This window comes from Winogradskyella sediminis, from assembly GCF_003387355.1.
Classification (GTDB): Bacteria; Bacteroidota; Bacteroidia; order Flavobacteriales; family Flavobacteriaceae; genus Winogradskyella; species Winogradskyella sediminis.
This window is the reverse complement of sequence record NZ_QUNH01000001.1, coordinates 1,087,827-1,112,108: the sequence shown is the minus strand read 5'-3', so window position 1 is coordinate 1,112,108 and position 24,282 is coordinate 1,087,827. Positions and strand designations below refer to the sequence as shown.

The following is a 24,282-nucleotide window of genomic DNA, read 5'->3' as shown; positions in this document are numbered from 1 at the left end:
ACTTTTCTCAAATGAAATTACAAAGAGTTTTGAACATAAAAAAGTCAGCTGTACAGCTGACTTTTAATTTTATTATAAAGCAGACATTTTAAGAAATTAGCTCTTCTTGTACTTTTTCTGAGTTAATAGCGCCTTGAATAGCGTTTTTATGTCGTAACAACAACGCATCAATACTTGGTGGTAGGTTTCGTTCTATAATTAAATCGTTATAAACCTCCAAACTAGCTTCTTCACCTCTAATCGCTTCTTCCAGAATGGTTTCTTCATTGTTGGTACTAAATGTAGATTTTAAACTCATCCAATTTCTGTGCATTGCTCCTTTAAAACTTCCTGAATCTTCAGGTATTTCTCCATATTGTAAGATTTCGGTTCTAAGCTCTTTAGCAAATTCACTTCGTTCTGAAGCTCTACGTTTAAAAAATATCCTTAAGCGGTCACTATCCACATGGTTCACCGCATTTAAATAGCCTTTTTCAGCATCATAGTTTTTAACTAATAATTCATTTAATTTATCTGAAATATCTTCTGTAAACTTCATTGTATCATGTTCATTTTAAATTTCAATAATTTCTTTATGGTTGCTTATTGTTTTACAACCCTACCTAAATATAACAGAAGTATAAGCAACTGCCGTATTCATTAACATCTTTAACAAAGACTTATAAAGTCATTAACAAAAAAAAGCGCTACTTAATAAAAAGTAACGCTTCGTTAAATTATGTTTTAGGTTTTAAGCTTGTAAATAATCCGGTACACCATCTCCGTCAGTATCTAAAGCGTCGTCAGGATTACCGTCTCCATTTGGATCCGCATTTTCATTTATAGTTAATAAGGTGTCACCATCATCATCATTATCTAAATAATCAACATCACCATCACCATCTGTATCGAGAGGGTTTCCGTCTTCGTCTTTGGCTTCATATTGTGTTAATACACCATCACCATCATCGTCATTATCCATATAATTTGGTATTCCATCTGCATCGGTATCATCATTCTCAATATCACCATCGCCATTAAAATCTTCATAGGCATCTGGCACTCCATCACCGTCGGTATCACCACAATCTAACCCATCTATTTCAGCCTGAATACTACCATCAATATCACCACAAATCTCAATTTGTTCTTGCAAGTAAAATAAATATTGTGCACACTTTTCACTATAGTTTCCTATAGTAGCAGTCACATATTGTGAGTTTGCCTCTTCCACATTAGCCGTTGCAATCTCACATGAAATTTGACAATCACCCAAGCCATCTATAATAGCCTGTAATGATCCATCGGAATCTCCACAAAATGTTCGTTGTTCGGTTAGTGCATTAGCATACGCACTACAAGCAGCAGCAAAAGCATCACTGTCTACAAATTCTAAATCCGATGCATATGTTGCCTCATATGCTGATAACGCCACGTCTGCAGCAACTGTTACATCCATACACGTTATTGGGTCTGTAGGAAACTCACCTGAAACCAAAGGTACTTTATAAAAGATACCATTTGTAAATCCTACAGAGTTTAACCCAGAAGCATCAAAAGCTAAAAAACGATAGGTCCCAGTAAACGTTCCATTTACAACGTCTATTTCTTCGATAACAATCTCACCTAATTCAGGATATATTGATACACTTTCATCAGGTTCGTTAGTCGTAGAATATGTAGTACCAAAGGCATCAACATACTGTGCTTCAACAATATCTATATCACCAACAATAAACGTAGATTCAATTACAGAAGGTACAGTAAGTTTAACAGCTTCAACAGCATTTGTTCCTGTAATGGTTAGAAAGCCATTAACATCGATACTTGCCGAAAAGCCTTTAGCTCTCCAAAGTTCATTCTCACGGTCTCCCTGAAAAGCTGGTGTATTAAATTGTACTTCATCACCACAGCTGAATACTGTTAAAAAAACAAGAGATAAGAGGATTAGTTTTTTCATCATTTAAAAATGTCTTTTATCTATGCTTCAAATATAACGAAACAAGAATGCCAAAAGTATAATATTTTTTAATAATGAGCGTAAATCAATTTTGTCTTTTAGCTAAAGTGAAGATCATATGAGTTTAAATGATGTAAATAGTTATAAATTAAAAAAAATACAGTATCTTTGCGCCCGCCTTAACGACATTGACAACTTTGTCGGATTGGCTTTCATTAATAACCGAGGTCGTGAACCTCACTAATTAATTATTATGCCTGTAAAAATTAGATTACAAAGACACGGTAAAAAAGGAAAACCTTATTACTGGATCGTAGCAGCGGATTCTCGCGCTAAAAGAGATGGTAAATACCTAGAAAAATTAGGTGCTTACAATCCAAACACAAATCCTGCAACTATCGAATTAGACGTTGACGGAGCTGTACAATGGTTACAAAATGGTGCACAACCAACTGACACGGCAAAAGCAATTTTATCTTATAAAGGTGCGATGCTAAAAAACCATTTAGCTGGTGGTGTTAGAAAAGGAGCTTTAACTGAAGAGCAAGCACAAGCAAAATTTGAAGCTTGGTTAGAAGAAAAAGCAGCGAAAGTACAAGCAAAAACTGATGGCTTATCTAAAGCTGATGCCGATGCTAAAGCTAAAGCACTTGAAGCTGAAAAAGTAGTAAATGAAGCACGTATTGCTGCAGCTGCACCAGTTGTGGAAGAAGAAGCTGCAACTGAAGAGACTGCCGCTAACGAAGAAGAATAAAAAATATTTTTTTTATACTTTTAACCCAGACTAAATTTAGTCTGGGTTTTTTATTGGTTAAAATGTCGCTTTAAGCATAGTAAAGATGCATTATTTACAGCACGACATTATTATTTAATAGACTGTATAAATACTGACAATATACTCATATGAAAAAAGAAGACTGTTTCTATTTAGGAAAAATTGTATCAAAATATAGCTTTAAAGGAGAACTTCTGGCTAAGCTTGACACAGACGAACCCGATTTATACGATAATTTAGATGCTGTATTTTTAGACCTAAGAGGTAATTTGGTGCCCTTTTTTATTGAAACGTCGCAATTACATAAATCAGATTTACTACGTATAAAATTTGAAGATGTAGACAATGAAGCCGATGCCGATGCTTTAATTAAAACCGAATTGTACCTACCCTTAGAGATGCTACCAAAACTAGAGGGTGACAAATTCTACTTTCATGAGGTCATCGGATTTAAAATAAAAGACCTTAATTTTGGTGAGGTCGGCATCATAAAAGGGATTAATGATTCTACAGCTCAAGCGTTATTTGAGGTGGATAGAAATGGTATCGAAATACTAATCCCAATGAATGATGAGTTTATCACCAAAGTAGACAGAGCAAACCATACTATTGAAGTCAGTACTCCAGAGGGATTAATTGATTTATATCTTGAAGACTAAGCGTTATACCCTCAAAAATAAGCATCTTATAAAAGGGCTCTTAAACTCCGCTTTACCCCAATTATGAATAAACCATTTAAATTTAAACAGTTTACAGTTCTGCAAGACCAATGTGCCATGAAAATTGGTACCGATAGCGTGCTACTTGGAGCTTGGACTTCTGTAGAACATCATCCCCATAATATTTTAGATATTGGTTCTGGCACCGGAGTTTTATCTCTAATGCTTGCACAACGATGTTTTGCTGAAAATATTGAAGCCATTGAAATAGATAATGAGGCCTATGAGCAATGTGCCGAAAATTTTGAAAACTCACCTTGGGCAGATCGTTTATTCTGTTACCATGCAGGCATGATAGAATTTGTTGAAGAGGTCGAAGATAAATACGATCTCATTATATGTAATCCACCATTCTATTCTGAAGACTACAAAACCGAAGATTCATCTCGAAATTTAGCCCGATTTAATGACGCGATGCCTTTTGAACACTTAATTTATGCAGTTGTAAATCTATTGTCTCGTACTGGTATATTCTCAGTTGTAATTCCATTTAACGAAGAAGCAAATCTTATACACTTAGCCTTAAAACTTGGTCTATTTCCTAATCGTATTTTACATGTCAAAGGGAATGTTGATTCAGATATTAAACGTAGCTTAATAGAATTCTCTTTTGATGACACCGAAAGTAAAACTAGTAAATTGATCATAGAAACTGCACGTCATCAATATACAGATGATTATATTAATCTTACCAAAGATTTTTATCTTAAAATGTAATTCTAATGTTTGGCAATGCTAACGTTTTCGTTACTTTTGTGAAACTTATAAAATAACACCTTCAAATTTGATAAATTCTTAAAACGAGAAGGTATAAATATAAAAATCAGAATGAAACCAGATTTATTCGAAGCTCCAGATTATTACAACCTTGATGAATTGCTTACGGAAGAGCATAAATTAGTACGCGATGCGGCCAGAGAATGGGTAAAACGAGATATCTCTCCAATTATTGAAGACTATGCTCAAAAAGCTGAATTCCCTACTCAAATTGTAAAAGGATTAGCTGATATTGGTGCCTTTGGGCCCTATATTCCTGAAGAGTATGGAGGAGCTGGTTTAGATCAGATTTCTTATGGCTTAATCATGCAAGAAATAGAACGTGGTGATTCTGGCGTAAGGAGCACTGCCTCTGTACAATCGTCGTTAGTAATGTATCCGATTTGGAAATACGGTAACGAAGCACAAAGACAAAAATACTTACCAAAATTAGCCTCTGGTGAATGGATTGGCTCATTTGGATTAACAGAGCCCGATCATGGTTCTAATCCAGGTGGTATGGTTACCAATTTTAAAGACATGGGTGATCATTATTTATTAAATGGTGCTAAAATGTGGATTTCTAATGCTCCATTTTGTCAAATTGCAGTAGTTTGGGCAAAGAACGAAGAGGGTAGAATTCACGGTCTCATCGTGGAGCGTGGCATGGAAGGTTTTTCTACACCAGAAACACATAACAAATGGTCACTACGTGCAAGCGCTACTGGAGAACTTATTTTTGATAACGTTAAGGTACCTAAAGAAAACTTATTACCTAATAAATCTGGTTTAGGCGCTCCATTAGGATGTTTAGATTCGGCACGTTTTGGTATTGCTTGGGGAGCCATTGGTGCTGCTATGGATTGTTATGATACTGCTTTAAGATACAGTAAAGAACGTTTGCAATTTGGAAAGCCTATAGGTCAGTTTCAACTACAACAAAAGAAACTAGCCGAAATGATAACCGAAATCACTAAAGCACAATTATTAGCATGGAGACTTGGAGTTATGCGTGAAAACGGCACTGCAACTTCAGCGCAAATTTCAATGGCTAAACGCAACAATGTAGATATGGCTATTACTATTGCACGTGAAGCTAGACAGATGTTAGGCGGCATGGGAATTACAGGTGAATATAGTATTATGCGTCATTCTATGAATCTTGAAAGCGTCATTACTTACGAAGGCACTCACGATATCCACCTTCTCATCACAGGTTTGGACGTCACAGGTTTAAATGCTTTTAAATAAAAATTGCATCTCAACAGAAAATAATATTTATAAAAAATGCTTCCGCCATTAGGAAGCATTTTTTTTATTTAAATTTACTGCATGTCCTCTAGAACAAGATTAAATCGCGCTTATAAAAATGCCAAACGCCTCACGTTTGATAATAGCTCTAAAATAATATTGTTTAGCGATTGCCATAGAGGAGATAATAGTTTTGCAGATGATTTTGCAAATAATCGTAACATCTACTATCATGCTTTAAGGCATTATTACAATGAAGGCTTTGTGTATTGCGAACTTGGAGATGGTGATGAACTTTGGGAAAACTTATCTTTTGAATCCATTTTCAGCGCTCATAAAAACGTGTATATGCTAATGAAGCAATTTCACGATGAAGACCGTTTGCATATGATCTGGGGTAACCACGATATGGTTTATCGCGATCCAAAATATGTAGAAAAACATTTGTCTACTTTTTTTGATCCTAAAACCGGAAACGATGAAGATTTATTTTGCGGAATACAATATCATGAAGCGTTAATTTTAGAACATAAAGACACGCAACAAAACTTATTTTTAACCCATGGACACCAAGCAGACTGGTGGAATTATACCTTTTGGAAATGGAGTCGGTTTTTAGTGAGAATTTTGTGGAAACCTTTAAACGTTATGGGTATTGCAGACCCTACCACTCCTGCAAAAAATTATACGGAGCTTATTAAAGTAGAACGACGAACGAAACGTTGGATTATTGAAAACAATAACCTTATTACAATTGTGGGACACACCCATCGCCCTCGTTTTCCAGAACCTGGAGACATAGCTTATTTTAATGATGGGAGTTGCGTACACCCAAGAAGTATTACGGGTCTTGAAATTGAAAATGGAGCTATTTCTTTAATTAAGTGGCAAATTGTTACTACAGATGATGGCAATTTAAAAATTGATCGTTTTTTATTGGAAGGACCTACAAAATTGGCGGATTATAAAACGAACTAAATTAAAAAAACTTACAGTACGCTTGCAACAAGTAAACTTACGTGTCTTCTACTATTCTTATTTTTCCCTTGGAAACAAGATCTAAAAATCAATTATATTTCCAGAAAAGCAGATAATCTTAAATTGATTGAAGCAAAAAACCAAGATTTAAAAATCATTGACTTTTCAAAATACACATTTAATACTACAGATGGAAAACAAACCAAACTATCATTAGAGAAAGCTAAAATTTATATTCTTGATTTTTAGTATTTAGAATGTAAACCATGCGTAAAAGACCATCACCTTATTGCCGAATATATTAAAAACGGAAAAAATATGAACATTGAAATTATAGGAATGTCTATTGACAGAAGTAAAAGTAAATGGGCTACCTATTTAAAACTGCATCACTATAATTGGGCTAATTATAATCAGTTTGGTTATGACACATCACTCTATAAAGATTTAGAAATACAATTGTTTCCTACGTATTTAGTGGTCAATAGTAATCGGGACGTACTTTATAAGTCAAATCGATTTAATAATGCTTTGGATTTTACAGCGTCTACTAAATTTTAGACTATTATACATGCGTAATTTACTAAGAGGTACCTGTGTTTACAAGAATTTACGATTCTGGTGCTAGCTCCACTTTCAAACCTTCCATTTTTGGTGTAATTTGTATTTGACATCCTAAACGCGAGTTGTCTTTTACATAAAATGCTTCAGAGAGCATAGCTTCTTCATCGTCTTGCATTTCTGGTAATTCGGTGTCACTTAACACATAACATTGACAAGACGCACACATCGCCATGCCGCCACAAATTCCGATGGTGCCTTCTGGTGCTAATTCATAAGAGCGCACTACTTCCATAAGGTTCATCGCCATATCCGTCGGTGCTTCAATTTCATGCTTTACTCCCTCACGATCTATTATTGTGATGTTGACGTCTTGTTCCATTACATGTATTTAGTCTCAATTATATAAATTTACTCTATTGCCTTTACTACGGCTTTAGGCGCTTCCTTTCTAGTACCATCAAAACCATTAACTCCCGCTACTGTTGTATATTTTAACACGTAGCGTTTACCTGGATTAATAATTTTATAAGCCGATTGACACATCAGTGTTGCTTCGTGAAAGCCACAAAGAATTAATTTTAATTTACCAGGATACGTATTCACATCTCCAATAGCAAAAATGCCAGGAATATTAGTTTGGTAGTCAAGGGAATTATCAACTTTAATTGCATTTTTTTCAATCTCTAGCCCCCAATTTGCAATCGGTCCCAATTTAGGCGACAACCCAAATAAAGGTATAAAATGATCGCATTCAATTTCAAACTCCTTTTCAATATGTTGTGCCTGTTTTACAACCACACCTTTTACTTTCTTATCCCCTAATATGCCAACGACCTCTGCTGGAGTAATAAGGTTTATTTTTCCATTATTTTTAAGTTCCTGAACTTTCTCTACAGAATCTAAATGGCCTCTAAATTCGTTACGTCTATGAATAAGTGTCACACTTTTAGCCACATCACTTAAAAAAATACTCCAATCTAATGCCGAATCTCCTCCACCTGCAATTACCACATTTTTACCGCGATACATTTCAGGTTCTTTAATCATGTACTCTACACCTTTATCTTCAAAATCCGTAATATTATGAATTAAAGGTTTTCTTGGTTCAAAACTTCCAAGTCCACCAGCGATAGCAACCACGGGTGCCTGATGCTTAGTCCCCTTATTGGTCGTTACAATAAACGAACCATCTTCTTGTTTTTCTATGGTATCTGCACGCTCTCCTAATGTAAATCCAGGTTCAAATTGCTTGCATTGTTCCATTAATCTATCCGTTAAATCACCAGCTAAAATCTCTGGATATGCCGGAATATCGTAAATAGGTTTTTTGGGATAAAGCTCTGTACATTGACCGCCAGGTTGTGGTAAAGCGTCAATTAAATGGCATTTTAATTTTAAAAGTCCAGCCTCAAAAACTGTAAAAAGGCCTGTTGGGCCAGCTCCAATAATAAGTATATCTGTTGTAATCATGAATGTAAGATTGGATACAAAACTACTAATGTCGTGGGTATTGTAATGTGATAATTGTCACATTATTTTTCAACATTAATAACTTTTTCGATTTGTGGTGCGTATTTTTTAATGGTCATCTCTACACCAGATTTTAAAGTCATCTGATTAACACTACAAGACGTGCATGCACCAACTAATTGAACCTTTACAAGTTTATCATCATCAATAGACAATAAATTTATGTCTCCACCATCGCTTTGAAGAAATGGGCGGATTTCGTTCAATGCTTTTTCTACATTTAATTTAAGTTCTTCTGAGTTCATTTACTTTTTGTTTGCAGCAGAACATCCTGCCATTGTTGTTATTTTTATTGCCTCAGTAGCTGGTAATGCTTCATTTCTATTTACCACTTGTTGAACCACTTCTCTAGTAATGGCTTCAAAAGCAGCTTCAGTTGGAGTAGCTGTTTGCATGGCTGCTGGTCGTCCTAAGTCTCCAGCTTCTCTTATGCTTTGCACCAATGGCACTTCACCTAAAAACGGCACTTTTAAATCCTCAGCTAAATGCTTCGCGCCTTCTTTACCAAAGATATAATATTTGTTTTCTGGAAGTTCTGCAGGTGTAAAATAAGCCATATTTTCTATGATACCCAAAACTGGCACATTGATACTGTCTTGTTGAAACATAGCCACACCTTTTTTAGCATCGGCTAATGCCACATTCTGTGGTGTACTTACTACAACAGCCCCTGTAATAGGCAATGCTTGCATAATACTTAAGTGAATATCCCCTGTTCCAGGAGGTAGATCGAGCAGTAAAAAATCTAACTCACCCCAAGCGGCATCAAAAATCATTTGGTTTAATGCTTTAGAAGCCATTGGTCCTCTCCAAATTACAGCTTGATCTGGTTTTGTAAAAAATCCGATAGATAATACTTTAACTCCGTAATTTTCTACAGGCTTCATTTTCGATTTTCCATCGACATTTACAGATAATGGACGTTCATTAGCCACATCGAACATAATAGGAATTGAAGGACCGTAAATATCTGCATCTAAAACACCTACTTTAAAACCCATTTTAGCCAACGTTACGGCTAAATTTGCTGTTACGGTAGATTTACCAACTCCACCTTTTCCTGATGCTACAGCAACAATATTCTGAATACCTGGAATTGCTTTTCCTTTGATCTCATTTTTAGGTTGCGCAGCCTTAGCATCAACTTTTACATTGACTTTTATCTTTGCTTTTTCATAAACTTCTTTATGAATTGTTTGCAAAATTTCAACTTCAGTTTTTTTACGTGCTTGTAAGCTTGGATTTTTTATGGTGATATCTACAATTACCTCATCTGCAAAAGTAACCACATTAGTTACAGCACCACTATCTACCATATTTTCACCTTCTCCTGGCGCCGTTATGGTTTTAAGTGCATTAAGTATATCTTGTTTATTTAATTTCATATTGAATATAGACTTGAGAAATAAGCGTATAGATTGCTTTTTCTTATTAAGATTTATTCTAAATGCAAAGGTAGTGCTAAAAGTTTAGAATTTGAAGTGTTCAAATTGAATTGATTAATGCCTTAATTCGATTTTTAAATAGGTCTAACTATTTAGCAATATACAAGCGTTTTAAAACCAGATTACAATTCTTTTACTGGATCCCAATATACGCTTTCTAAATTCTGAATTTGGTTTTCAACTACAGTAACACCTTCATTTTCTAATAATTGTTGCATTAGATTAGTGCCTTCAAAATGATGTTTTCCAGTTAACAATCCTTTTCTATTAACCACACGATGTGCTGGTACGTCTTTACCATGAGAACCGTTCATGGCATAACCTACAATTCTGGCGCTTTTTCCTGCACCTAAATATTTTGCTATAGCGCCATAACTGGTCACTCTTCCGTATGGAATTTTCTTAGCAACTTCATATACTTTTTCGAAAAAACTAAGTGTTTCAGGTGGCATTTAGAATTCCTTTAAAATATTAATTAAGGTAATTAAAGACACAAGTCCTGTGATGATCCCTATACTCAAATTCATACTTTTTTGAGAAGAAAATTTTCGGTCTTTAATCTTATCAAAAAAGAAAATATAAAAATATAACATCACAAATGTACCTGTTGCAGCACCAGTGACATAAGTTACAATACTCAATTTTTGAAAATCCATTAATCCAAAAGACACCAGAGTAATGGTCATATAAGCTTGATACGGAATAGGAAAAATATTGAGCGCAGACAACAACATACCATGTAACAACCTGCCGTGTTTACTTTTTATTTCTGTCTCTTTTTTCAACTCTTCTTCTTTAGATGCTAAGACTAAAAAATAGATGGTAATTAAAACAAATATAACGAAAGCTACACGTCTTAAAATCTCAACGATATCTGAATGATTAGACAAATACCTAGCAAAAATAGCAGCCACATAAGTTTGAATGTACACGACGATACATACACCAGTTGAAAACATTATACCACGACCTGCGCCTTCCTTTAAGCTAATTCTTGCTGCTGTCATATTTAGCAATCCTGGTGGAATAACCCCAACCATCGCTACAAAAAGCCCAAGAAAAAAAATGATCGTAATACTCAAACTTTAGTTGATTTTGAATCTAATATACGTAATTGCTTTGGCTTTCTCTAAATATTGACTTTCATAAAATGTTTGTATTTCAGTAACTTCCTCCGGACTACCTTCTAATTTATAAACATTATGGTTAGCATAAAGCACCTCTAAGCCTAAACCATGCAGTAAACCCAAGGTGTAGCCATGCATAAATTCGCTATCTGTTTTTAAGTGCATTAATCCACCTGGTTTCAAGACTTTTTTATAACGCTCCAAAAACTGTTGGTTAGTCATTCTATGTTTTGTCCGCTGATATTTAATTTGTGGATCTGGAAATGTAATCCAAATTTCATCGACCTCATTTTCAGCAAAAACACGATCAATAAGTTCTATTTGTGTTCTTATAAATGCAGCATTAGGAATATCTTCTTCAATGGCCGTTTTTGCTCCTCTCCAAAATCGGGCTCCTTTAATATCAATACCGATGTAATTTTTATTGGCATTGCGTTTTGCTAAACCTACTGTATATTCTCCCTTACCACAACCCAATTCTAAAACTAATGGATTGTTGTTTTTAAAAACTTCGGACTTCCATTTTCCTTTGAGTTTATAGGTTGCATCCACCAACTCTTCTCGTGTTGGTTGATACACATTATGAAAGGTTTCGTTTTCCTTAAAGCGTTTAAGTTTATTTTTACTTCCCACAAATTATAGATTTATTAATAATTCGGTAAAATTAAGCAAACATTTTAGGTTTACCTTTGTTAAATACACCTAATCTAAAATTTTGAAATATAATTAGAAGTGAATGCTAAAAAAAGGATATTAGTTGCTCCTTTAAATTGGGGATTAGGGCATGCTACACGATGCATTCCTATTATAAATGCATTACTAGCAAATGGTTTTGAACCTATTATTGCTAGCGATGGTATAGCGCTAGAATTATTGAAAAAAGAATTCCCTAAACTAAGTGCCTTTGAATTGCCTTCTTATAATATTACCTACTCAAAAAAAGCGAATGGCTTTAAAATAAAACTAATTAAAGACTCTCCACATCTCTTAAAAACCATTAAACGCGAAAAAAAAGTAGTTGAAACCTTCGTTGAAACTGAAGCTATTGATGGTATTATTTCAGATAATAGATTTGGAGTAAGACATAAAGCTATAACTTCAGTATTTATAACCCACCAATTACGGGTTTTAAGTGGAAATACAACTTGGCTGAGTAGTAAATTGCATCAAAAGATAATTTCTAAGTTTAATGAGTGCTGGGTACCTGACCATCTGGGTGTAAATAATTTAAGTGGAGAGTTAGGTCATCCTAAAAAATTTGTAGCACCAATAAAGTATTTAGGAGCTTTAACACGTTTTAAAAAACAAGACATAGCTAAAGTATACGATTTAATGGTATTACTTTCTGGCCCAGAACCACAGCGTACCTTTTTGGAAGAAAAATTGATGAACGATCTGCAACAGTACAACGGAAACGTGCTCTTTGTAAAAGGAAAGGTAGAATCTGAGCAACAAAAAACAGTAATGAATCATATACTTATCTATAATTATATGACGAGTGACCAGCTTGAAACTGCTATAAATAAAAGCGAACTTATCCTTAGCAGGTCTGGTTACACAACAATTATGGACTTAGAAAAACTTGAAAAGAAAGCTTTTTTTATACCAACACCAGGACAATTTGAACAAGAGTATTTAGCCAAAAGACTATCATCTATAGGAATAGCTCCGTATTGCAATCAAAATGATTTTGAAATTAATATGCTGTCTGAAATGGATGAATTCAGTGGTTTTAAATCGCAAGAATATGAATTAAATTATAAGAAACTATTTAGTCTTTTCTAAAGTAAAAGAAAACTCACTACCCACACCCAATTCGCTTTCTATGTAAATTTTCTCTTCGTGAGCTTCAATAATATGTTTTACAATAGACAAGCCTAAACCAGAACCACCTTCTTTACGAGATCCACTTTTATCAACGCGATAAAAACGCTCAAACAAGCGTTGAAGATTCTTCTTAGCAATACCCTCTCCATTATCTGTAACTCTAATAATTGCCTTGTTTTTTATAAGGTTTTCTATACTAATTTCTGTCGTTCCTTTTTCGCGACCATATTTTATAGAATTCACCACAAGATTCGTCAATACCTGCTGTATACGCTCCTTATCTGCATAGACCATTATAGGCTCAGGATACTCCATATCGAACGTTAAGGTTATGTGTTTTTTTGCAGCTTTCATTTCAAAAAGGTCAAACACATTTTGAACCACTTTAACCATATCAAAATTTTCTTTTTCTAGACTTAATACACCAACTTCTAATTTGGTAATCATATCTAAATCTTTAATGATATACGTTAAGCGTTCGACTCCTTTAGTCGCTCTCGCTAAATATTTTTTTCTAATTTTTTCATCTTCAACTCCACCTTCTAATAAGGTAAGCAAGTAACTTTGTACGGTAAATAAAGGTGTTTTTAATTCGTGCGAGACATTACCTATAAATTCTTTTCGATACTCTTCTCTAATCTTTAGATTTTCAATCTCAAACTTTTTGTTTTTAGCGTATTTGTCAATTTCTTTTGTTAAGGTTCCCATATCTGTAGTTATGGGTTGTTGTCTTAGGCTTGTAGATTCTAAAAGCGTTAAATCGTCATAAATTTGCTTAACACGTCTATATATAAAACGCTCTACGCGATATTGAATAATAAAGAAACAAAACGGAAAACATATTATTGGAAAAAAAATAAAATGCCAATTAACTGCGTGGTAGTAATGTAAAAATATGCCCACAAGAAAACTTGAAAACAGCGTAACATAAAGTGCTGTTCGTAAAGCAAATTTATAAGATTTCTTAAGTGTTTTTTGCTGCATTAGTCTACAAACTTGTAACCAACACCTTTTACAGTTTTAAAGGACTTATCTCCTATTTTTTCGCGCAATTTTCTAATGTGTACATCGATGGTTCTTCCTCCAACAACAACTTCATTTCCCCAGACTTTATCTAGAATTTCATCACGCTTAAAAACCTTCCCTGGTTTGGTTGCGAGCAAAGATAATAATTCAAACTCTTTTCTAGGCAAAGCGGTTTCTTTACCATTAATTGTAATTTTGTATTCTTCTTTATAAATAACTAAATCACCTATTTTCATAACAGCTTCAGCACTGTTTTCAGAATGTTTTAAACGACGCAATAAAGCTTTTACCTTACTAATTAAAACTTTAGGCTTTATTGGTTTTGCGATGTAATCATCAGCACCCGCTTCAAAACCAGCAACCTGAGAATAATCTTCTCCTCTTGCCGTTAAAAATGTAATAATGGTTTCGCTTAGGCTAGGCTCTTCTCTAATGCGTTCGCAAGCCTCAATCCCATCCATTTTTGGCATCATTACATCTATTATTATTAAATGAGGCTGATGTTTCTTAGCTAATTTTACAGCTTCTTCACCATTTTCACCTTTTATAACTTGGTAACCTTCCGCAGATAGATTAAAACCTACAATTTCCAAAATATCTAGGTCATCATCAACCAATAATATTTTAATGTCTTTCTTTTTCAATTGAATTACGTTTTAAAATAAATGTAAATATAAATTATATCTATGTCACCTGCTTATAAATATGAAATTGATAACAATTCCCTAACATTGAAAACATAAATAATTGAGCCTTAGAACCACCTGACATTTACCGTGTTAACATATTGTAAAATGATAAGTATTAACTAAACTCATTCTTAAAACTCACTATTTGTTATTATATTTGTGTCTAACTTTTTATACAATTCAAATTATGAAAAAAATTTACTTTTTATTATTTACTTTACTAGTGGCTTCGTTCTCTTTTGGACAAGACCTAATAGTGAATGGTACTTTTGAGTCATGGGATGACGCTAATAATCCAACAGGATGGACTAAAGCGGAAAACGTAGACCAAGAATCTTCTGAGACGCATGGTGGTGATTACTCTGTAAAACACACTGCTGATGGCACAAAAGATTTGTCACAAACTATTTCTGGTATTACTCCAGGAAATACGTACACTCTTTCTATGTGGTACAAAGTTGAATCTGGTGATGGTACAGATGCCAGAATTTGGTCAAAATGGTCAACAGATGGTACTGTAGATCACGATACTGATGCAGATGTTTTGCAAGGTGTTGGCGAAACAGGATACTTTGATAATAATGGAAATGTTTGGACAGAATATTCTGTTGTATTAACTGCTCCTGCAGGTGTAAATGAATTTTATTTCGAAGTAAGATCATACGGTTCTGCTGTTGTTTATTGGGATGATTTCTCATTTGTACAACAAGTAGTTACAACTCCTTCTATTAGTATTTTAAGCCCTTCTAACAACTCTAGTTTTGCACCTGGTACAACTTCAGTAGATGTTGAGTTCTCTACGGTTAATTTATCTGGTAGCGAAAGTATTACTGTAACAGTAAATGGCACTCCGAATGTGAATGCAACAAGTCCTTTTACAGTACCTACAGCAGATGGTGAAACTTATGAAGTTACAGTTGATTTAATTGACGGAGGTACAACTATAGACTCTGATATGATTACATTTAGTGTAGGATCACTTAACCAAGTAGCCAACATTACTGAATTAAGAGCCGGTACACTTGGTGAAACTTTTGAATTAACAGGTGAAGCTATTATAACTTATATTGTTACAGATGGCACTAGAAACCAAAAATACATTCAAGATGGTGGAGCAGGAATCTTAATTGACGATTCAGCTGGCTTATTAAGCACTCCGTTTAATAATGGCGATGGTATCACTGGATTAAAAGGACAGCTTACTGAATTTGCCGGAACACTTCAATTTGTTCCTAGTCAGAATGTAGCATCTGCTTCTTCTACAGGAAATACTGTAACACCAATCGTTGTAAGCGTTTCTGATCTTTTAAATAATGGTGAAGACTACGAAAGTAGATTAATCACTATTAACAGTGCAACATTTGCTGATGCTGGTACGTTTGCGGATAACACAAACTACAACGTATCTAACGGAGGTGAAACTACAATTTGTAGAGTTGCTTTTGGCGATGAAGATTTAATTGGTACTGCTATACCTACAACTGCTGTAAGTATTACTGGTTTAGGTGGACAATTTAATGACGATTATCAAATTTTCCCAAGATACACTACTGATATCGCTGCACCATTAAGTGTTACAGATTTTAACGCTAACACTTTTAGCTTATATCCTAACCCAACAAATACTGGGTCTGTTTCAATCTCTTCTACAAATAGCGAAGCTATCTCTGTTCAAGTATTTGATATCTTAGGTAAGCAAGTTAAAAACCAAACATTAACTAACAACACGCTAAATGTTGCTAACTTAAAGTCTGGTGTTTACATCGTGAAAATTACTCAGAACAATGCTTCTACAACTAAGAAATTAGTGATTAAGTAAGCATAAGGTTTAATACTTTTTAAAAGCGTCTCGAAAATTATCGAGACGCTTTTTTATTTTCATATTTTTGCAGAATGATATCTAAAGACGCCATTTTTAATATAAAATCTAATGCAGAATTTGATGCTATAGCCTTGGATGTTTTTAAATTTCAATTTAAACATAATAAAGTCTATCGTTCGTTTTGCGACTTACTTTACAAGCATCCATCCGATATAAAACGCGTATCGGACATTCCGTTTCTTCCAATTCAGTTTTTTAAATCTCGTAAAGTTTTAAGTTCTAATTTACCAATAGAAAAAACATTTACCAGTTCTGGCACCACCGGAAGTATTACAAGTAAACATTTGCTTACAGACTTAAACCTATACGAAGAGAGCTACCTAAAAGCATTTAGGCACTTTTACGGTAATATTGAAGACTACGTAGTACTAGCCTTACTACCATCTTATTTAGAGCGCGATGGCTCATCGCTTATATATATGGTAAATGATTTAATTGAAAAATCCAAACAAGCCGAAAGCGGATTTTACCTCAATAATCATAATGAATTAGTGAACACTCTAAAGTCACTAGAGGTGAAACAGCAAAAAACACTACTTATCGGAGTGTCTTTTGCACTATTAGACGTTGTTGAAAAATTTCAACTCAATTTAAAACATACCGTAGTAATGGAAACGGGAGGGATGAAAGGCCGACGAAAAGAAATGATAAGGCAAGAATTACATCAAACGCTTAAAGCAGGATTTGGTGTCCACGAAATTCATAGTGAATATGGCATGACCGAACTTTTAAGTCAGGCGTATTCCCAAGGTAATGGGATATTTCAATGTCCACCATGGATGAAAGTATTAACACGCGATACTGAAGATGCTCTCACCATTCAAACGGCCAATAAAACAGGAGGTATTAATGTTATTGATTTAGCCAATCTTAATTCTTGTGCATTTATTGCAACTCAAGATTTGGGAAAAGTTAATAATCATGGTGAATTTGAAATCATTGGCAGATTCGATAATTCTGATATTAGAGGATGTAATTTAATGGCTTTGTAAGGAATTAAAATAACTCTCGACTTAATAATAGCTATGAAAAAGTAAGATTTTCAAATAGTTGATTGATTGGTTATTAAGTGCTCAGAAGAAATTTTGGGCACTTTTTTTATGTCATAAAAAAAGACCTGTTATCTTTAATCGATCGATAGCAGGTCTTTACATTTTACAGGAAATAAGTCTTAAACAATCTCTAAAATAAAGTTTGTTTTCTTCCCTCTACTAAGAATAATATATTTATCGTGAATAAGATCTTCTGAAGACAATTTATAATCTTCCTTAACTTTTTCCTTATTAACCGATACCGCATTTTCCTTCAGCGCACGTCTAGCATCACCATTAGAGCTTAAGAAACTTGTTTTTGCAGCTAAAGCACCTATCATATCTATACCTTCATTAAATTCAGCTTCTGAAATTTCAGCGTGTTTTACACCTTCAAAAACATCTAAAAATAAAGATTCGGAGAGTTGTTTTATTTCATTTTTAAAATCTTTACTAAACAATATTTGAGACGCTTTTACCGCATTATCATAATCCTCTTTACTATGTACAAAAACAGTAACTTCTTCTGCTAAACGTTTTTGTAATAACCTTAAATGAGGTGTTTCTTTATGTTCAGCAATTAAGGCTTCAATAGTTTCTCTATCTAAAAATGTAAATATTTTAATATACTTCTCAGCATCTTCATCTGTAGAATTTAACCAGAACTGATAAAATTTATAAACTGATGTTTTATCTGCATCTAGCCAAACATTTCCACCTTCAGACTTTCCAAATTTAGAGCCATCAGCTTTGGTAATTAATGGGCAAGTCATTGCATAGGCCTTGGCTTGGTCTTCACCATCGTGCATACGTCTTACCAATTCGGTTCCGGTAGTAATATTTCCCCATTGGTCACTGCCACCCATTTGTAATTTACAACCCATAGTTTTATACAAATGATGAAAATCATAACCTTGTATTAATTGGTATGTAAATTCCGTAAACGACATGCCAACGCTACCTTCATCTCCACTAAGACGTTTCTTTACAGAATCTTTAGCCATCATGTAATTTACAGTAATACGTTTCCCTACATCTCTAGCAAAATCGATAAAACTAAACGTTTTCATCCAGTCATAGTTATTTACTAAAACAGGTGCATTTTTAGTTGTAGAATTAAAATCTAAAAATCGAGATAACACACGTTTTATTCCTGCTACGTTGTGTGCTAAAGCTTCTTCGTTTAAAAGGTTACGTTCATCACTTTTTCCAGATGGATCACCTATCATGCCAGTTGCTCCACCAACTAAAGCAATCGGTTTATGACCCGCTTTTTCTAAATGAACCAATAATATTATAGGTACTAAGCTACCAATGTGTAAGGAATCTGAGGTAGGATCGAAACCAATATAGGCAGTAGTCATTTCATTATCTAGTTGCTCTTCTGTTCCAGGCATGATATCGTGTACCATTCCTCTCCAACGTAATTCTTCTACAAACTTATTTGCCATTGCTTTTTTAGTTTCAAATTGATTTGCGCAAAGATAAGTTTCCACCGTTAAAGAGAAAAGACAATTTTAACTCAATTTAGCACACACAATTTTTAAGCTCCTAAAAGGTATCAAAAAGGAAATTCGCATTTTAAAAAGGGATTAAAAAAGCGTAACTTTACACAATGATTCTAGTCACAGGAGGTACAGGTTTGGTAGGTTCGCATTTACTTTTTCAACTTTTAAAAAGTAATAACCGTATACGCGCAACATATAGACGAGAAGAGACACTTTCTCGGGTTAAACATGTTTTTTCATATTTTTCAGACAATGCTGAAAGCCTGTTTAATAGTATAGAATGGGTTGAAGCTGATGTAAATAATGTACCAAAACTTCAAGATGCTTTTAAAGATATTACACATGTGTATCACTGTGCAGCATTTGTCTCTTTTGAACCTGATAAATATAGAGTATTACGAAAAATTAATATTGAAGGCACCGCTAATATTGTTAACCTATCAATTAGTCATCAAATAAAGAAGTTGTGTTATGTAAGTACTATTGCTGCTATTGGTCATCATAATAATCCAGAACAGTTGATAGACGAACAAACCGATTGGAACCCTGAGGATGACAATAGCGTATATGCTATTACCAAATATGGAGCAGAACTCGAAGTTTGGAGAGCTACGCAAGAGGGTTTAGATGCTGTAATTGTAAACCCAGGTATTATTTTAGGAGCTGGTTATTGGAATGGTGGAAGTAGCGGTAGTTTATTTAAACGAATTTATAATGGTTTTCCATATTACACCACGGGAGTCACTGGTTATGTAGATGTTTGGGATGTGGTAAATGCCATGGAACGACTTATGAATAGCAATATTACAAATGAAGGTTTTATTTTAGTATCCGAGAATTTAAGTTTTAAAACTTTTTTAAGTCATACAGCACAACAATTAGATGTAAAAGCGCCGAGAAAAGTAGCAAAACCTTGGCTATTAGAGATAGCTTGGAGATTAGATTGGCTAAAGCATAAGCTATTTGGTAAACGTCGAAGTTTAGCTAAACAAGCAGCAAAATCTGCCACGAGCATCACTTATTATAATACTTCAAAAATACAAGCTCACCTCAATTTTAAATTTAAACCTGTCGATAAAAGTATAGAAGAGGTTAGCAATTTATTTCTTAAAGATCATTTATAGACTTCCTATTTTTTAAAGCTACCGAATCTTTAATAATATTAACAGCTTCTATTGGTGTTTTTTGCTTTTTAGAAATAGAATCTCTGCGTTTTTTTATGGAATCTGTCTCCTTATCTCTTATGGCTTCAAAATACTCCTTTTCAGACTCTAGTCGCTCCTTTACCTCATCTACAATTTCCTTATACGTTTCGGTATCAAAAGCATAATAATTATTACTTTCCGCAAACTGTGCACTATCAATATTGTACTTTTTTAAAATATAAATTTCTGGGTCTAGATTATTTTTTTCTAATGTAAGTCTATTGACTCCTTTAGCTGCATTTAGCACGTATAAATCGTATAACAAATCCGTCATTTTAGATTTTGATATTAGGTGATCTGGCTTTTTAGGCCGTTGCAAACCATTGCAGGCCAAAATGAGAATACCCAATACTAATATAATACTAAATCGCTTTAACATCTTATCTATCAAAAGTTAATCGTTGTCCTGCTTTAACGTCTAAAACATTAAAATTGTTATATACTAATTGTCCGTTAACAAAAGTATGAGTAATTCTGCTTTTAAAGGTGTTTCCTTCAAACGGAGACCAAGCACATTTATAAAGAATATTACTTTTATTAACCGTCCATGGACTTTGAGGGTCTATAATAACCAAATCCGCAAAATAGCCTTCCTTAATGTAACCTCGTTTTTCTACATTAAATAAAATAGCAGGATTATGACATGCCTTTTCTACAATCTTCTCTACAGAAATCTTTCCCTGATGATGTGCTTCCATTAAAGCTACTAAAGCATGTTGTACCAAAGGTCCGCCAGAAGGTGCGTTAGTATAGTTATTATTTTTTTCTTCTAGTGTATGTGGTGCATGGTCTGTTGCAATAACATCGATTCTATCATCTAACAATGCCTTCCAAAGTTGATCTCTATCTTTTGATGTTTTTACTGCAGGATTCCATTTAATATGACTTCCTTTTTTAGCATAATCCTCATCAGAAAACCATAAATGGTGTACACAAACCTCTGCAGTGATCTTTTTATCTTTTAAAGGAATTTTATTAGAAAATAATTTTGTTTCTTTTCCTGTGGATAAATGAAATACGTGCAATCTCGCTCCTGTTTTCTTTGCCAGTTCAATAGCTTTTGAAGACGACATGTAACATGCCTCTTCACTTCGGATTATTGGATGCATTTCCATAGGAATATCATCTCCGTATTCTGCCTTATACTTTGCCAAATTGGCCTTTATAGTAGCTTCGTCTTCACAGTGTACAGAAATCACCATATCAGTACTAGAGAATATTTTTTCGATTACCTTAGGATCATCAACAAGCATATTTCCAGTAGAAGACCCTAAAAATAATTTTAAACCTGCTACGGTTTTAGGATCTACTTTTAAGATTTCTTCTAAATTATCATTGGTACCACCAAACATAAACGAATAATTAGCATAAGATGAGGCTGCAGCGATAGCAAATTTATCTTCTAACTTTTCTACTGTTGTAGTCTGAGGGTTGGTATTAGGCATCTCAATAAAGGAAGTAATTCCTCCTGCAATAGCGGCTTTAGATTCCGATTCAATATTTGCTTTATGTGTTAATCCTGGTTCTCTAAAATGCACCTGATCATCGATCATACCAGGAAACACATACTTGCCTTCTGCATCAATGACATTAATGTCGGCAGATTTCACGCTAATAGACGTTTCAATTTCTTTAATAATCTGGTCTTCGATAAAAATATCTCCTTCAATGATTTTTCCTTCGTTGACTATTCTTGCGTTTTTTATGAGGGTATTTCGCTTCATATATATTTACTTAGTAAATAAGCTTTTAATTTTTAAACTAATAACTCCAAATATAGCTTCGGTAATAATACCTCCACTCATTTTAGATTTTCCTTTTATTCTATCCTTAAAAATAACTGGTATTTCTACGATTTTAAATTGTTTTTTGTGGGCCTTAAATTTCATTTCAATTTGAAATGCATAGCCTACAAATTTTATTTTTTTAAGATTAATGGTTTCTAATACTTCTCTTCTATAGCATATAAAACCTGCTGTTGAATCTTTAACTTTCATCCGTGTTATTAACCTTACATAACACGATGCTCCATAAGATAAGAGAATACGAGACAATGGCCAGTTTACTACGGTTATTCCTTTAACGTATCGCGATCCTACTGCAACATCTGCACCGTTTTTAGCACAGGCTTCATATAATCTAATAAGATCATCAGGGTTATGTGAAAAATCGGCATCCATTTCAAAAATATATTGATATGAATTTTCTAGAGCCCATTCAAATCCTGCAATATAAGCCGTTCCTAAACCACTTTTCTCTGTTCGTTCTAATAAAAATAAGCGATTTTTAAATTCTTCTTGTAAACATTTTACGGTATCTGCAGTTTTATCTGGCGAGTTGTCATCAACAATAAGTACATTAAAGTCCTTCTGCTGTGCAAATACAGCTCTGATGATTGATTCTACATTCTCAATCTCATTATAGGTAGGGATTATTACAATAGCGTCCGACATTAACTCACTTTTAAACACTCTTCGGAGTGACTTCTATAATTTGAACAAAAATAGAGTTTTTAATGGATTAAATCTCAGAATTAACTTTTTTGATAGATATGAATAGGTCTTATAATAGTCAACTCATTTTTTTATAATTTAGCAGCATGCGAAATTATATTACTCACGAGTGGTTTACTATTTTTACAATCGTAGGATTGTTTTCGGTCGTGATTGCAAAATATTTAAATACGCTTCGGTTTAAAGATTTCTTATATGTTATAGGCAATTCAAAATACCTAAAACTATATGTTAAAGATCAAAAATTTATAGATCAATTTGATAGTTTTCTATTTATAAATTTATCCCTTTCGCTAAGTACCTTCCTATTTTTTGCTTATAAAACGTTTGTAAACACTATTGATTTTGAACTTATTTCATTTTTAAAATTACTATTTGCGGTTTCTACCATACTTATTATTAAAACACTTTTAGAACGCTTAATTGGCAGCTTATTTGAAATGGATAGCTTAATTGACGACTATTTATTTCAAAAAACGACCTTTAAAAATTTTTCTGGTATTATCTTTTTAATCGCCAATTTATTTCTGCTCTACACCGACGTAAGTATGGATATAGTTATCATCTCAGCGGTTGTCATTGTTTGTCTTATAAATGCTATTGGATTTTTAACTTCATTTAAAACCCATCAAAAGTTAATTAATCCAAATTTTTTCTATTTTTTATTGTATCTTTGCGCTCTCGAAATTGGCCCTTATGTACTTTTATTTAAGGTAATTAGAGAATATAACGTTTAAAAATACCAAGTTTACGTATGAAAGTGAAAACAATTTTAGTGTCACAACCAGAGCCTAAAATAGAGAACTCCCCATACTTTGATTTGCAAGAAAAGCAAAAAGTAAAAGTAGACTTTAGACCGTTTATACACGTTGAAGGTGTGTCCTCTAAAGATGTAAGACAACAAAAAGTTGATCTTAGTAAATATACAGCCATTATACTAACAAGTAGAAATTCAGTAGATCACTTTTTTAGAGTCGCAGATGAAATGCGTTTTAAAGTACCAGATTCTATGAAGTATTTCTGCCAGTCTGAAGCAGTAGCTTATTATTTACAGAAGTATGTGGTGTATAGAAAACGTAAAATATATGTTGGGAAACGTACATTTGAGGATTTAATGCCTTTAATTAAAAAATATAAGGACGAATCATTTTTATTACCAACTACAGATAAAGTTAAACCTATTATACCTGAATTATTAGATAATTTAGGAGTTAACTGGAAACAAGCCACATTTTATAAAACGGTTATCAGTGATTTATCTGATTTATCTAATGTTACTTATGATATCTTAGTGTTCTTTAGTCCGTCTGGTATAGAATCTTTATTCCATAATTTTCCAGATTTTAAGCAAAACGAAACGCGTATTGCTGTCTTTGGTAATACAACAGTAAAAGCAGTAAAAGAAAAAGGATTGCGTGTAGATATTTCGGCACCAACACCTGAAACTCCATCTATGACCATGGCATTACAGAAGTATATTGATGCTGTGAATAAGGGGAAGTAATTCTTTTTTAAAA

Annotated in this window: 26 protein-coding genes and 1 pseudogene; 12 read left to right on the top strand and 15 right to left on the bottom strand. The window is 33.7% G+C overall.

All coding sequences use genetic code 11. The features are described 5' to 3' along the window. Nucleotides 1-88 precede the first annotated feature (88 nt). Together C8N41_RS04795 and C8N41_RS04790 are read right to left on the bottom strand one after the other, a co-directional pair. A complete protein-coding gene (locus tag C8N41_RS04795; RefSeq protein WP_115838391.1) occupies nt 89-538 on the bottom strand; it encodes a ferritin-like domain-containing protein in 450 nt (149 codons plus the stop codon). Between the two features lie 192 nt (nt 539-730). After that, a complete protein-coding gene (locus C8N41_RS04790; protein WP_115838390.1) occupies nt 731-1,939 on the bottom strand; it encodes a DUF6252 family protein in 1,209 nt (402 codons plus the stop codon). 253 nt (nt 1,940-2,192) lie between these two features. Here C8N41_RS04790 and C8N41_RS04785 point away from each other — a divergent pair, with 253 nt between their 5' ends. The 6 genes and pseudogenes from C8N41_RS04785 to C8N41_RS04760 form a co-directional block, all read left to right on the top strand. Beyond that, the gene (locus tag C8N41_RS04785; RefSeq protein WP_092445236.1) at nt 2,193-2,693 is read left to right on the top strand and encodes a 30S ribosomal protein S16; all 501 of its coding nucleotides are present in this window, start codon (nt 2,193-2,195) and stop codon (nt 2,691-2,693) included. Between the two features lie 149 nt (nt 2,694-2,842). Then, a complete protein-coding gene (gene rimM / locus C8N41_RS04780; RefSeq protein ID WP_115838389.1) occupies nt 2,843-3,373 on the top strand; it encodes a ribosome maturation factor RimM in 531 nt (176 codons plus the stop codon). Between the two features lie 63 nt (nt 3,374-3,436). Next, on the top strand, nt 3,437-4,150 hold the full coding sequence (locus C8N41_RS04775; protein WP_115838388.1) for a tRNA1(Val) (adenine(37)-N6)-methyltransferase: 714 nt from the start codon (nt 3,437-3,439) through the stop codon (nt 4,148-4,150). 111 nt (nt 4,151-4,261) lie between these two features. Next, the gene (locus C8N41_RS04770) at nt 4,262-5,440 is read left to right on the top strand and encodes an acyl-CoA dehydrogenase family protein (RefSeq protein WP_092445243.1); all 1,179 of its coding nucleotides are present in this window, start codon (nt 4,262-4,264) and stop codon (nt 5,438-5,440) included. A gap of 81 nt (nt 5,441-5,521) precedes the next feature. Then, nucleotides 5,522-6,418, top strand: coding sequence for a metallophosphoesterase family protein (locus C8N41_RS04765; protein WP_115838387.1), 897 nt, complete (start codon nt 5,522-5,524; stop codon nt 6,416-6,418). A gap of 267 nt (nt 6,419-6,685) precedes the next feature. Beyond that, nucleotides 6,686-6,979, top strand: a pseudogene (locus tag C8N41_RS04760) (thioredoxin-like domain-containing protein); the annotation flags it as partial. A gap of 49 nt (nt 6,980-7,028) precedes the next feature. Here the strand turns inward: C8N41_RS04760 and C8N41_RS04755 are convergent. The 7 genes from C8N41_RS04755 to trmB form a co-directional block, all read right to left on the bottom strand. Next, a complete protein-coding gene (locus C8N41_RS04755) occupies nt 7,029-7,361 on the bottom strand; it encodes a 2Fe-2S iron-sulfur cluster-binding family protein (RefSeq protein ID WP_115838385.1) in 333 nt (110 codons plus the stop codon). Between the two features lie 29 nt (nt 7,362-7,390). Further along, nucleotides 7,391-8,452, bottom strand: a complete 1,062-nt coding sequence (locus tag C8N41_RS04750; RefSeq protein WP_115838384.1) for an NAD(P)/FAD-dependent oxidoreductase — start codon at nt 8,450-8,452, stop codon at nt 7,391-7,393. 62 nt (nt 8,453-8,514) lie between these two features. Next, nucleotides 8,515-8,757, bottom strand: coding sequence for a NifU family protein (locus C8N41_RS04745; protein ID WP_092445253.1), 243 nt, complete (start codon nt 8,755-8,757; stop codon nt 8,515-8,517). Beyond that, complete coding sequence (locus C8N41_RS04740) at nt 8,758-9,897, bottom strand: Mrp/NBP35 family ATP-binding protein (RefSeq protein WP_115838383.1); 1,140 nt, start codon at nt 9,895-9,897, stop codon at nt 8,758-8,760. It abuts the gene before it with no gap. Between the two features lie 182 nt (nt 9,898-10,079). Further along, nucleotides 10,080-10,409 carry an MGMT family protein gene (locus C8N41_RS04735; RefSeq protein WP_115838382.1) on the bottom strand — a complete coding sequence of 110 codons (330 nt, stop codon included), beginning with the start codon at nt 10,407-10,409 and terminating at the stop codon, nt 10,080-10,082. Continuing rightward, nucleotides 10,410-11,039 carry a lysine transporter LysE gene (locus C8N41_RS04730; protein ID WP_092445260.1) on the bottom strand — a complete coding sequence of 210 codons (630 nt, stop codon included), beginning with the start codon at nt 11,037-11,039 and terminating at the stop codon, nt 10,410-10,412. A 3-nt stretch (nt 11,040-11,042) separates the two neighbouring features. Then, complete coding sequence (gene trmB / locus C8N41_RS04725) at nt 11,043-11,717, bottom strand: tRNA (guanosine(46)-N7)-methyltransferase TrmB (protein WP_092445262.1); 675 nt, start codon at nt 11,715-11,717, stop codon at nt 11,043-11,045. A 99-nt stretch (nt 11,718-11,816) separates the two neighbouring features. On the opposite strand from trmB, the gene C8N41_RS04720 reads away from it, so the two are divergent. Then, complete coding sequence (locus C8N41_RS04720; protein WP_092445264.1) at nt 11,817-12,869, top strand: glycosyltransferase; 1,053 nt, start codon at nt 11,817-11,819, stop codon at nt 12,867-12,869. Here C8N41_RS04720 and C8N41_RS04715 read toward each other — a convergent pair. Beyond that, a complete protein-coding gene (locus tag C8N41_RS04715) occupies nt 12,852-13,895 on the bottom strand; it encodes a sensor histidine kinase (protein ID WP_092445267.1) in 1,044 nt (347 codons plus the stop codon). The genes C8N41_RS04720 and C8N41_RS04715 overlap by 18 nt on opposite strands. Further along, entirely contained in the window at nt 13,895-14,581 is a 687-nt protein-coding gene (locus C8N41_RS04710) for a response regulator transcription factor (protein WP_092445269.1), read from the bottom strand. The genes C8N41_RS04715 and C8N41_RS04710 overlap by 1 nt, the downstream gene beginning before the upstream one ends. A 232-nt stretch (nt 14,582-14,813) precedes the next feature. On the opposite strand from C8N41_RS04710, the gene C8N41_RS04705 reads away from it, so the two are divergent. Further along, nucleotides 14,814-16,445: a T9SS type A sorting domain-containing protein gene (locus C8N41_RS04705; RefSeq protein ID WP_115838381.1), complete on the top strand. Its 1,632-nt coding sequence runs from the start codon at nt 14,814-14,816 to the stop codon at nt 16,443-16,445. Nucleotides 16,446-16,519: 74 nt separating this feature from the next. After that, nucleotides 16,520-17,500 (top strand): LuxE/PaaK family acyltransferase, encoded by a 981-nt coding sequence (locus C8N41_RS04700; protein ID WP_115838380.1) that lies wholly within the window; start codon nt 16,520-16,522, stop codon nt 17,498-17,500. 179 nt (nt 17,501-17,679) lie between these two features. On the opposite strand, the gene tyrS is transcribed toward C8N41_RS04700, so the two are convergent. Then, nucleotides 17,680-18,990, bottom strand: coding sequence for a tyrosine--tRNA ligase (tyrS, locus tag C8N41_RS04695; RefSeq protein WP_115838379.1), 1,311 nt, complete (start codon nt 18,988-18,990; stop codon nt 17,680-17,682). A 164-nt stretch (nt 18,991-19,154) separates the two neighbouring features. On the opposite strand from tyrS, the gene C8N41_RS04690 reads away from it, so the two are divergent. After that, entirely contained in the window at nt 19,155-20,171 is a 1,017-nt protein-coding gene (locus C8N41_RS04690; RefSeq protein ID WP_115838378.1) for an NAD-dependent epimerase/dehydratase family protein, read from the top strand. Here the strand turns inward: C8N41_RS04690 and C8N41_RS04685 are convergent. From C8N41_RS04685 to C8N41_RS04675, 3 genes are read right to left on the bottom strand one after another with little or no spacing between them, the layout of a single operon-like run. After that, nucleotides 20,155-20,643 (bottom strand): DUF4296 domain-containing protein, encoded by a 489-nt coding sequence (locus C8N41_RS04685; protein WP_147298930.1) that lies wholly within the window; start codon nt 20,641-20,643, stop codon nt 20,155-20,157. The two genes, C8N41_RS04690 and C8N41_RS04685, sit on opposite strands and share 17 nt — an antisense overlap. Continuing rightward, nucleotides 20,633-21,976, bottom strand: a complete 1,344-nt coding sequence (locus C8N41_RS04680; protein WP_115838376.1) for a dihydroorotase — start codon at nt 21,974-21,976, stop codon at nt 20,633-20,635. Before C8N41_RS04680 ends, C8N41_RS04685 begins: the two co-directional genes overlap by 11 nt. Before the next feature lie 6 nt (nt 21,977-21,982). Then, on the bottom strand, nt 21,983-22,705 hold the full coding sequence (locus C8N41_RS04675; protein ID WP_115838375.1) for a polyprenol monophosphomannose synthase: 723 nt from the start codon (nt 22,703-22,705) through the stop codon (nt 21,983-21,985). 146 nt (nt 22,706-22,851) lie between these two features. Between C8N41_RS04675 and C8N41_RS04670 the strand changes: the two genes are divergently transcribed. Both C8N41_RS04670 and C8N41_RS04665 read left to right on the top strand, forming a co-directional pair. Further along, the gene (locus tag C8N41_RS04670; protein WP_092445287.1) at nt 22,852-23,502 is read left to right on the top strand and encodes a DUF4271 domain-containing protein; all 651 of its coding nucleotides are present in this window, start codon (nt 22,852-22,854) and stop codon (nt 23,500-23,502) included. Between the two features lie 17 nt (nt 23,503-23,519). Then, nucleotides 23,520-24,269: a uroporphyrinogen-III synthase gene (locus tag C8N41_RS04665; protein ID WP_092445289.1), complete on the top strand. Its 750-nt coding sequence runs from the start codon at nt 23,520-23,522 to the stop codon at nt 24,267-24,269. Nucleotides 24,270-24,282: the final 13 nt, after the last annotated feature.

Excerpts from the sequence above, each read along its gene's own strand:
- C8N41_RS04795 (WP_115838391.1), bottom strand. The coding sequence starts at position 538 with ATGAAGTTTACAGAAGATATTTCAGATAAATTAAATGAATTATTAGTT.
- C8N41_RS04790 (WP_115838390.1), bottom strand. The coding sequence starts at position 1,939 with ATGAAAAAACTAATCCTCTTATCTCTTGTTTTTTTAACAGTATTCAGC.
- C8N41_RS04785 (WP_092445236.1), top strand. The coding sequence starts at position 2,193 with ATGCCTGTAAAAATTAGATTACAAAGACACGGTAAAAAAGGAAAACCT.
- rimM (WP_115838389.1), top strand. The coding sequence starts at position 2,843 with ATGAAAAAAGAAGACTGTTTCTATTTAGGAAAAATTGTATCAAAATAT.
- C8N41_RS04775 (WP_115838388.1), top strand. The coding sequence starts at position 3,437 with ATGAATAAACCATTTAAATTTAAACAGTTTACAGTTCTGCAAGACCAA.
- C8N41_RS04770 (WP_092445243.1), top strand. The coding sequence starts at position 4,262 with ATGAAACCAGATTTATTCGAAGCTCCAGATTATTACAACCTTGATGAA.
- C8N41_RS04765 (WP_115838387.1), top strand. The coding sequence starts at position 5,522 with ATGTCCTCTAGAACAAGATTAAATCGCGCTTATAAAAATGCCAAACGC.
- C8N41_RS04755 (WP_115838385.1), bottom strand. The coding sequence starts at position 7,361 with ATGGAACAAGACGTCAACATCACAATAATAGATCGTGAGGGAGTAAAG.
- C8N41_RS04750 (WP_115838384.1), bottom strand. The coding sequence starts at position 8,452 with ATGATTACAACAGATATACTTATTATTGGAGCTGGCCCAACAGGCCTT.
- C8N41_RS04745 (WP_092445253.1), bottom strand. The coding sequence starts at position 8,757 with ATGAACTCAGAAGAACTTAAATTAAATGTAGAAAAAGCATTGAACGAA.
- C8N41_RS04740 (WP_115838383.1), bottom strand. The coding sequence starts at position 9,897 with ATGAAATTAAATAAACAAGATATACTTAATGCACTTAAAACCATAACG.
- C8N41_RS04735 (WP_115838382.1), bottom strand. The coding sequence starts at position 10,409 with ATGCCACCTGAAACACTTAGTTTTTTCGAAAAAGTATATGAAGTTGCT.
- C8N41_RS04715 (WP_092445267.1), bottom strand. The coding sequence starts at position 13,895 with ATGCAGCAAAAAACACTTAAGAAATCTTATAAATTTGCTTTACGAACA.
- C8N41_RS04705 (WP_115838381.1), top strand. The coding sequence starts at position 14,814 with ATGAAAAAAATTTACTTTTTATTATTTACTTTACTAGTGGCTTCGTTC.
- C8N41_RS04700 (WP_115838380.1), top strand. The coding sequence starts at position 16,520 with ATGATATCTAAAGACGCCATTTTTAATATAAAATCTAATGCAGAATTT.
- tyrS (WP_115838379.1), bottom strand. The coding sequence starts at position 18,990 with ATGGCAAATAAGTTTGTAGAAGAATTACGTTGGAGAGGAATGGTACAC.
- C8N41_RS04690 (WP_115838378.1), top strand. The coding sequence starts at position 19,155 with ATGATTCTAGTCACAGGAGGTACAGGTTTGGTAGGTTCGCATTTACTT.
- C8N41_RS04680 (WP_115838376.1), bottom strand. The coding sequence starts at position 21,976 with ATGAAGCGAAATACCCTCATAAAAAACGCAAGAATAGTCAACGAAGGA.
- C8N41_RS04675 (WP_115838375.1), bottom strand. The coding sequence starts at position 22,705 with ATGTCGGACGCTATTGTAATAATCCCTACCTATAATGAGATTGAGAAT.
- C8N41_RS04670 (WP_092445287.1), top strand. The coding sequence starts at position 22,852 with ATGCGAAATTATATTACTCACGAGTGGTTTACTATTTTTACAATCGTA.
- C8N41_RS04665 (WP_092445289.1), top strand. The coding sequence starts at position 23,520 with ATGAAAGTGAAAACAATTTTAGTGTCACAACCAGAGCCTAAAATAGAG.